Origin of the sequence: Chryseobacterium barbadense, assembly GCF_042849955.1 — a bacterium.
Taxonomy (GTDB): Bacteria; Bacteroidota; Bacteroidia; order Flavobacteriales; family Weeksellaceae; genus Chryseobacterium.
In genome coordinates this window covers 1-8,702 of the sequence record NZ_BAAFHL010000079.1, presented here as the reverse complement: position 1 = coordinate 8,702, position 8,702 = coordinate 1, and the positions used below count along the sequence as shown (strand labels likewise).

8 protein-coding genes are annotated in these 8,702 nt (G+C 35.8%); 7 read left to right on the top strand and 1 reads right to left on the bottom strand.

The annotated features are described in order from the left end of the window. The 7 genes from ACGHIN_RS15785 to ACGHIN_RS15755 form a co-directional block, all read left to right on the top strand. A partial coding sequence (locus ACGHIN_RS15785; protein WP_463322664.1) for a porin family protein occupies positions 1–521 on the top strand: 521 nt, incomplete at its 5' end. A gap of 76 nt (positions 522–597) precedes the next feature. Continuing rightward, complete coding sequence (locus ACGHIN_RS15780; RefSeq protein ID WP_390455666.1) at positions 598–990, top strand: hypothetical protein; 393 nt, start codon at positions 598–600, stop codon at positions 988–990. A gap of 157 nt (positions 991–1,147) precedes the next feature. Beyond that, positions 1,148–2,326: an acetyl-CoA C-acyltransferase gene (locus ACGHIN_RS15775; protein ID WP_390455664.1), complete on the top strand. Its 1,179-nt coding sequence runs from the start codon at positions 1,148–1,150 to the stop codon at positions 2,324–2,326. A 216-nt stretch (positions 2,327–2,542) separates the two neighbouring features. Next, positions 2,543–4,033, top strand: coding sequence for an MFS transporter (locus ACGHIN_RS15770; protein ID WP_390455661.1), 1,491 nt, complete (start codon positions 2,543–2,545; stop codon positions 4,031–4,033). A 123-nt stretch (positions 4,034–4,156) separates the two neighbouring features. Continuing rightward, positions 4,157–5,083 carry a mevalonate kinase family protein gene (locus tag ACGHIN_RS15765; RefSeq protein ID WP_390455658.1) on the top strand — a complete coding sequence of 309 codons (927 nt, stop codon included), beginning with the start codon at positions 4,157–4,159 and terminating at the stop codon, positions 5,081–5,083. A 10-nt stretch (positions 5,084–5,093) separates the two neighbouring features. Then, entirely contained in the window at positions 5,094–6,023 is a 930-nt protein-coding gene (locus tag ACGHIN_RS15760) for a UbiA family prenyltransferase (RefSeq protein ID WP_390455655.1), read from the top strand. A 282-nt stretch (positions 6,024–6,305) separates the two neighbouring features. Further along, positions 6,306–7,475: a proline dehydrogenase family protein gene (locus ACGHIN_RS15755; protein WP_390455652.1), complete on the top strand. Its 1,170-nt coding sequence runs from the start codon at positions 6,306–6,308 to the stop codon at positions 7,473–7,475. 372 nt (positions 7,476–7,847) lie between these two features. Here ACGHIN_RS15755 and ACGHIN_RS15750 read toward each other — a convergent pair whose 3' ends face one another. Beyond that, positions 7,848–8,375 (bottom strand): helix-turn-helix domain-containing protein, encoded by a 528-nt coding sequence (locus ACGHIN_RS15750; protein WP_390455650.1) that lies wholly within the window; start codon positions 8,373–8,375, stop codon positions 7,848–7,850. Positions 8,376–8,702: the final 327 nt, after the last annotated feature.

Sequence of the window (8,702 nt, the reverse complement as noted above, 5' to 3'; positions counted from 1 at the left end):
CCTATACAAGCCCCGCATTTCTAAACTTTGGATTAGGAATTCGTGCGGATATATATAATGCAAAGAAATCAACGGTTTTTGCCCAGGGTAATGAAAAATTGTTTATCACAGAATTTACGCCGAAAAAACTTAAGTATACCCAGTTAAAAGCCGAATATCTTGAAGTTCCCCTAGAAATGCAGTTTGTTCTCAACCCTAAATATGTGGAATATGATGGTGAAAAGTTTCTGGATGACAGCAAAAGACAATGGAGAATCGGAGCGGGAATTTATGGTGGAGTAAAAATCGGGAGCAGAATCAAATACAAATATGAAAATGAGGAATCAAGTAAAAATGTATTCAGGCAAAGAGTGGAAAACGGGCTGAATCCATTCCTGTTCGGGGCAAAACTAAGCATTGGATACGGAGGAATCAGTTTATATGTGAAAAAAGATTTAACGCCTATTTTTAATGATGATGCCTTGATGAATAACAAAAACGGATTACAGATAGGACTTGAGGTTTTTAATTTAACTTTCTGATTTTCATAGATATAATTTTGTTTCAGACACACTTTTCGGAGTGTGTTTTTTTTCGTATTTTGGCACTTTAAGAAATATGAAAAATATTCAGTTATTAGGATGGGTATTGGTGGTTGTAGGAAGCTTCCTGCCATTGGTTCATGTTCCCATTATAGGAAATTGGAATTATTGGAAGCTGGATCACTATTTGGCTATTGCCTGCTGGATTCTTTCCGCCTGTGCCCTGTTTGGGATCGTGAACAATAGCACGAAGATTGTCAGAACATTTGCCCTTCTCCTGATCCTTTTATTCATTTTTACCTTAATCGCTGTAAAGCTGCAGTCACTGGAATATTTTAGTTTTCTGCCTTTTAAATCATGGCGAGAAGCTTTTGCAGGAGTTGTAAAACTTAAATGGGGATGGATTGTTGAATTTCTGGGAGCTTTTTTAATGATCATAGCAAAAAGTACAACTAAGGCCTCTGTTTGATCAATTTAAAGCAGATCGGCAATGTTGAATATTAAAATGATCTTTGGAAATGCTTCTGTTGAAAATGAAAAATTTAAAACAGATTTAATTAAAGTTGAATAATATAAAAAATGAAACTGAAAGGTTCATTTGACTAATAGAAATTAAATATATACACATGAAAGAAGTATTCATCGTTTCCGCAGTAAGAACTCCAATGGGAAGTTTTATGGGAAGCTTATCAACGGTTCCGGCTACAAAGCTGGGAGCTGTTGCAGTAAAAGGAGCACTGGATAAAATTGGTCTTGATCCTAAAAATGTTCAGGAAATCTATATGGGGAACGTTCTACAGGCTGGAGAAGGACAGGCTCCGGCTCGTCAGGTGGCGTTAGGAGCCGGACTTTCAGTTGAAACTCCTTCCACAACTATCAATAAAGTTTGTGCATCAGGAATGAAAGCGGTAATGATGGCGGCACAATCTATCAAAGCCGGAGATGCAGAAGTTATTGTAGCAGGAGGTATGGAAAATATGTCTATGGTTCCTCATTATTACAATGCGAGAGTGGCTACAAAGCTTGGAGATATCAAAATGCAGGACGGAATGGTTCTTGACGGACTGACAGATGTTTACAACAAAGTGCATATGGGAGTTTGCGCAGAAAAATGTGCCACTGATTATAATATTACAAGGGAAGACCAGGATAACTTTGCTATTGAATCTTACAAAAGATCTGCAAAAGCATGGAGCGAAGGAAAATTCAACGATGAAGTAGTTCCCGTTGAAATCCCTCAAAGAAAAGGAGAGCCTGTAGTTTTCGCGGAGGACGAAGAGTATAAAGCGGTAAACTTCGACAGACTTCCTACACTTCCTACAGTATTTAAGAAAGAACAAGGAACGGTAACAGCAGCAAATGCTTCTACGTTAAATGACGGAGCTTCCGCATTGATCCTTGTTTCTAAAGAAAAAATGGAAGAATTAGGACTTAAGCCTTTAGCAAGAATCGTTTCTTACGCTGATGCGGCTCAGGAACCTGAAAACTTTACCACGGCTCCGGCAAAAGCTTTACCTATTGCTCTTAAAAAAGCAGGTTTGGAGCTTTCTGATATTGATTTCTTTGAATTTAATGAGGCTTTCTCAGTAGTAGGATTAGCGAACAATCAAATCTTAGGATTAGATGCTGCTAAAGTTAATGTGAACGGTGGGGCTGTAGCATTAGGACACCCACTGGGAAGCTCAGGTTCAAGGATCATTGTAACCTTGATCAATGTATTAAAGCAAAACAATGCAAAATATGGTGCTGCTGCTATCTGTAACGGTGGTGGAGGTGCTTCTGCTATTGTGATTGAAAACTTATAAGAATTAAATATTTCTTGATAAACAAAAGCCCGGAATCTCCGGGCTTTTTCTATTTTACACGTTGTCATTCTGACGCAGGAAGAGTCTCAGTAATCAAATATTATCATAACCTATATTATGAAAACTTTAATTAAACAATAAAGTTTCACAGAAAAAAAATAAAACCACCGAATATTCAACGGTTTTTTTATTTTTGTGCTACTAATATTATTTGAAATGTCTGAAATTGAGAATCCACAGCCTCAGAATATAAAGAATAATCCGAAGATTATGAAAGCCTGGGCTGTCTACGACTGGGCCAATTCAGTGTATTCGCTGGTTATTACCTCTACTATTTTTCCCATATATTACTCTATTCTTACGACGGCTTATGAAAAGAAAGAATATGTAGAAGAAACCAAACAGTGGATTGATGTTCCCGTGAGACATATGATTAAGATCTTCGGAGAAGAATATCAGCCGGATGCGGTGTATGGCTATTCTTTAACGATTTCGTTCTTCGTGGTGGTTTTATTATCTCCTTTTTTATCTTCTCTGGCAGATACCATTGGAAACAAAAAATCTTTTCTTCAGTTTTTCTGCTATCTGGGCGCTACCTCGTGTATGGGGCTGGCCATGTTCACAGGTATGCATAATGTATTTCTGGGACTTCTGTTTAGTATTACAGCCAGTATAGGGTTCTGGGGAAGCTTGGTATTCTATAATTCCTTTTTGCCGGATATTGCGACCCGTGATAAGCAGGATGCATTATCAGCGAGAGGATATGTATATGGATATTTAGGCTCTGTTGTGTTGGTAGTGATCTGTTTATTGCTGATCCAGGTTTTTGCAAAAGGAGCAGCACAGCAGTTATTATTTACAAGAATCAGTTTTCTATTGACCGGAGCCTGGTGGTTCGGTTTCTCACAATACACCTTCAAGCATTTACCGCAATTTGGAGACGTTAAAGACAAACTTCCAAAAGATTTAGTGCTTTTGAATTACAAAAACATTTTCAAAAAACATGAAGAGCAGGGCGGTTTCTTCGAAGTATTAAAAGATAATTTAAGTTTCTATAAAGATATTGCCAAAGAAAGCTTTCACGAATTATTCAAAGTAGGCAATGAGCTGTTCAAGGATAAAAATTTGAAATTCTTCCTATCCAGTTTCTTTTTTTACAGCGTAGGAATGCAAACCATTTTCCTAATGGCCACCTTATTTGGAAAAAGCGAAATCAATTTGGCGCAGGATAAACTGATTGCGACTCTTTTGGTGATTCAGATCGAAGCCATCATCGGGGCCGTGATATTCTCAAGATTATCAAGAAAAATCGGGAATAAAAACGTGATTTCCATAGCCGTCGTATTATGGATCGTTGCCTGTATTTGGGCTTATTTCCTGAACAAAGAAAATCCAACGGTAGAATACCAGTTTTATGGCGTTGCAGCTGTAGTTGGTTTAGTAATGGGCGGACTCCAGGCGATGTCAAGATCCACGTATTCCAAATTACTTCCTGAAGATTCCATGGAAAATACCACATTCTTCAGTTTCTATGATGTATTGGAGAAAATTGCCATCATTATCGGTACATTCATCTTTGCTACGTTAATTGAACATTTCAATAATATGCGTATTGCAGCGCTTTCCATGACACTATTCTTCGGAATGGGTTTGGTACTCGTTCGTTTTGTAAAGATCAATATGCTGAAAGAAAGAGATACCCTATAAAAGTCAAGCCATTTTTGATGTCTTTTTTATGGAATCAATAAGCAAAATAGATAGATTTCGGTCTGAGTTTTGCTTATATTCAGCGGAATAGTTTTAACTTTGCAAAAAAGATTTATTTAAATAATGACAAACCCTTTATTTTACGCCAAAATCCTTTTGTTCGGAGAATACGGAATCATTGAAGATTCCCAAGGTTTGACATTACCTTATAGTTTCTATAAAGGTACCCTCAAGTTTTCATCATTGGATTCCGAGTTTGAAAAGAAATCTAATGAGCACCTGATCAAATATGCAGAATATTTAACTGATCTTGAACTTCCTCAAGGTTTCGAGCTGAATGTTTCCAAATTCCAGGAAGAAATTGCTGAAGGATTATTCTTCGACAGCAACATTCCGCAAGGATACGGGGTAGGTAGCTCAGGAGCGTTAGTAGCTGCTATTTTTGAACGTTATTCTATTACTAAGCATCATCCTGACAATATCTCAAAAGACGAGCTTAAAAACCTTAGAAAAGTCTTTGGCTTGATGGAAAGCTATTTCCATGGAAGAAGCTCAGGAATTGATCCTCTGATTTGTTATATGAACCTGCCTATTCTTATTGAAAACAAGGAAAGCGTAGATAAAGTGGCCATTCCTAAAAGTGAAGAAGGAAAAGGTGCTATTTTCCTTATTGATTCAGGAATGACAGGGGAAACCGGACCTATGGTTCAGATTTTCTTCGAAAAAATGAAAACAGAAGGTTTCCGTAAAACCCTGAAAGAAGAGTTTATCCGTTATAACAATGCTTGTATTGAAGCTTTCCTTAAGAAAGATATGAATCCTTTCTTCAGAAACTTAAAAAAGCTTTCTCACTGGGCGTATGAACATTTCCGCCCGATGATCCCTGAGAGCCTTTTTAATGTATGGAAAAAAGGATTGGATTCCAATGCCTATTACCTGAAGCTTTGCGGAAGCGGTGGGGGCGGCTATATCTTAGGCTTCACGAAAGATTATGAAAAAGCTGAAAAAATGCTTGACGGTTTCCATAAAGAAGTGATTTACAGATTTTAATTGCAATGGGATGAATTCTGAAAAAGAAACTTTCCAATCCCAGCCTGTTACTTCCAAATCTCTGTTTTACAGACTTTCACAATTTGTGGGCTTTCTTTTGGGAGCACGTGTCTTTGTAGCTGTTTTGCTCACTTTTGCCCTTTATGTTTCCACTTATTTTCTTTTCAACCAGGAAGAGAGCCTTAGAAACTTCGTTTTCGATTTCAAGGTTCACGGAATCATCTTCTGTACCGTTTTATGTATTCTGGCGGGTGGAATTATCAACCAGTTTTATGATTTTGAAAAAGACCACGTCGTAAAACCTTTCAGAACAAGAATTCAAAGCTTTATCAAGCAGAAATATTTTCTCTACGCTTATCTTACACTGAGTGTAATCTCTCTCGGAGTAGCATTGATGATTTCGCACAGAGTATTTATTTTCTTTTTGGTCTATCAGTTTTTTATGTGGTTTTACAGCCATAAGCTGAGCCGGATTTTAATTGTCAATAATCTGACCTTTGTAAGTCTTACCCTATATCCGTTCTTCGGAATGATGGTATATTATGAAACCTTCTCCATGAAAGTTTTTTTAATGGCCATTTTCCTCTTTCTGATGCTTTTATGCATTGATATTGCCAAAGACACCCTTACAAAAAGTGTAGATAAAGCTTTTGGGTATACAACAATTCCGAATTATTTTAAAAGTAACACTACAAAGTTGATCCTTATTTCACTCCTGATCGTTACAATGGCAGTTTCCATGAAGATAATTGCCAGAACCAATGTTTGGGGATTTATGAGTGATTATTTTGCGGTAGGATTATTTGTTTTTATCACGTGCATTTATTTTCTTTTGAATGATTCCAGGAGAAGCAAATTCATTACCCTGAATATTCTCAGATTATGGGTTTTTGTAGGGATTGTTGCCATGCTTTTAAATGGAATCGAAAGTAAATTATAGAAAATATTCTTTTAAATTTATTTAACCTACAAAAGGCACAAAAGTTTATTTTGGCACCTGAGTTTTCATGATTAATGATATTCAAAAGTATATTAAAGTACATATTAGTTATTGAAAATCTTTGATTTTCTTCTTATGTGAACTTTAATACGATTAGTCTGAAACTTATATAACTAAAGTGTTTGTAATTTTACAGGAAACTTTTGTGTCTTTTGCGGTTAAATTTTTTTGATAAGTTTAAACAGCTTTACTACCTTTGCACAACTAAATTTAATAAAAGGAATGCCCATTTTTAACGATACTAAAGTTGCATTTGCAGACAAATCTGATGCACAGCTAAGAAAAGCATACTGGATGTTCAAAATGATCGAACAGCCTGCTCTCACCAGTTTTGGAACATCTATCCTTAATTTTACGGTTCATAATAACTTTCCTTTCGTTACCGGAATTGTAAAAAATACCTTATTTGAACAATTCTGTGGCGGAGAAACCCGTGAAGAAAGTATGAAGGTGGTGAAACAGCTTTTCAAGAGAGGTGTGGGAAGTATTTTCGATTATTCCATCGAAGGAAAGGAAGATGAGGAAACTTTCGATGCGGTTTGCAAAGAAATAAAAGATATCGTAAGGTTCTCGGTAGGAAATCCTGCTATTCCTTTTATCGTTTTCAAGCCTACCGCTTTCGGAAGAATTGATTTGTATGAAGCCGTTGGTAAAGGTGCGGAGCTTACTTCAAGTCAGAAAGAAGAATGGGAAAGAGTGGTGAAAAGATTTGATGAAGTATGTAAATTATGCCATGAACATGATAAAAAAGTAATGGTGGATGCAGAAGAAACCTGGATGCAGGATGCGGCAGACCACCTTTGTGAAGAAATGATGGAGAAATATAACCAGGAAAAACCTATTGTTTGGAATACCATCCAAATGTACAGAACAGGCAGGCTGGAATATATGGAGGAACATCTTCAGAGAGCCAGAGAAAAAAACTATTTCATTGGTTATAAGATCGTTCGTGGAGCGTATATGGAAAAAGAAAGAGCCAGAGCCGCTGAAAAAGGTTATCCGGACCCGATCCAGCCGAATAAGGAGGCTTCAGATAAAAATTACAATGCAGGAATTGATTTTGTAATGAACCATCTGGATAAAGTTTCCGCTTTCTTTGGAACCCATAATGAAATTTCATCAGAATTGGTGATGGATAAAATGAAAGCTGCCCATCTTGAAAACGGGAATCCGCATGTGTATTTTGGACAACTTTACGGAATGAGTGATAATATTACCTTCTATTTATCCGATAAAGGCTATAATGTGGCCAAATATCTTCCATATGGTCCTGTGAAGGACGTAGTTCCCTATCTTACCAGAAGAGCCCAGGAAAACACTTCTGTGGCCGGACAAACGGGAAGAGAATTGGGATTGATTAAAAAAGAACTGGAAAGAAGAAAGGGAAAATAGAATTTCCCGTTAAAATATAAAGCTTCGCAATGCGAAGCTTTTTTATATCTGATATTGATGAAAATTATTTTAATTATTAATATTATTAATGATAATATAATTATTTAATATATTCTTTGTCGATTTAATTATATTTTATATATTTGATTAAAATAATAAAAACTAATTGCCGTGAAAAGTATTTTTTTCATTGCTATGACTTCTATAGCAAATTTACCCACCTACAATTGCTGTAACAGAATCATTTATGAAAATCTGCATCTATAAAAGCGGAATAGAAAAATACGGCTGATATGAACCAAAACTAAAAGCAATAGTTTAGCTTTCTTCTTCAAATATTTTTTTACCTGATCAAACACTGATCAGGTATTTTTATGGCTCATAACTTTCAAATTTTCCATTTTCAAAAAACAAAACAATCCTTTTTATTTTATGATCCTGATTTCCAACGACTTGACTTATGATTTCCTCGTTGGTTTTTTCTAGTCGCTGAGAATCGTTTATTTTTTCTTCGGCTGTGCGCTGATGCGGTATATCCAATTCTCGGGCACTTTGTTTCAGGACTCTGTCTTTACTTTCCGTAATTCCGAAATTATCATCATCGATTAAAGTGAATAAATCGGGCAGTGAAGTAGGCTTTGCTTTTTCTTCTGTAATGTCTTCTTCTTCAGCAACCGGTTCATCAGACTTCAGCATCTCACCATCACCGTTAATCAGCCAATCCCAAAGGATCTCCGGGAATCTGGATTTGATCTTGATGATGAATTCCAATGAAGGTTTATTCCTACCGGAAGTGATATGGGAGATAGAAGAACGTTGTACATCGATCTCATCCGCAAACTCTGAAGGAGTAAAGTTAGAATACTCTATAACTTTTGAAATTCTCTCGTTTAAACTCATAAAAATAAGTTTTATATAGTTTTACAAATGTAAAAATAAAGTTTACAAATGCAAAATACAAAAGTAAACAAATGGAATTATTATGAATATACAAAAGTAAATCAATGTAAACGCTTAATAAACAAGAATTTATGTAAACTAATTAGAAGTTATTAACTTTTTTTAGACGGAAATTAAAATGCAAATAATAATCGTTTTTCACCCCTTAAAGTAAAAGATGAAGTAAATAAGATACTGATGATTTAAAAGTGAAATATTTCCGTTAAATTACCTTATAAAGCCTTATTGACAGGATTTTATACCATTAAACCTTATATAGAGTAGGAG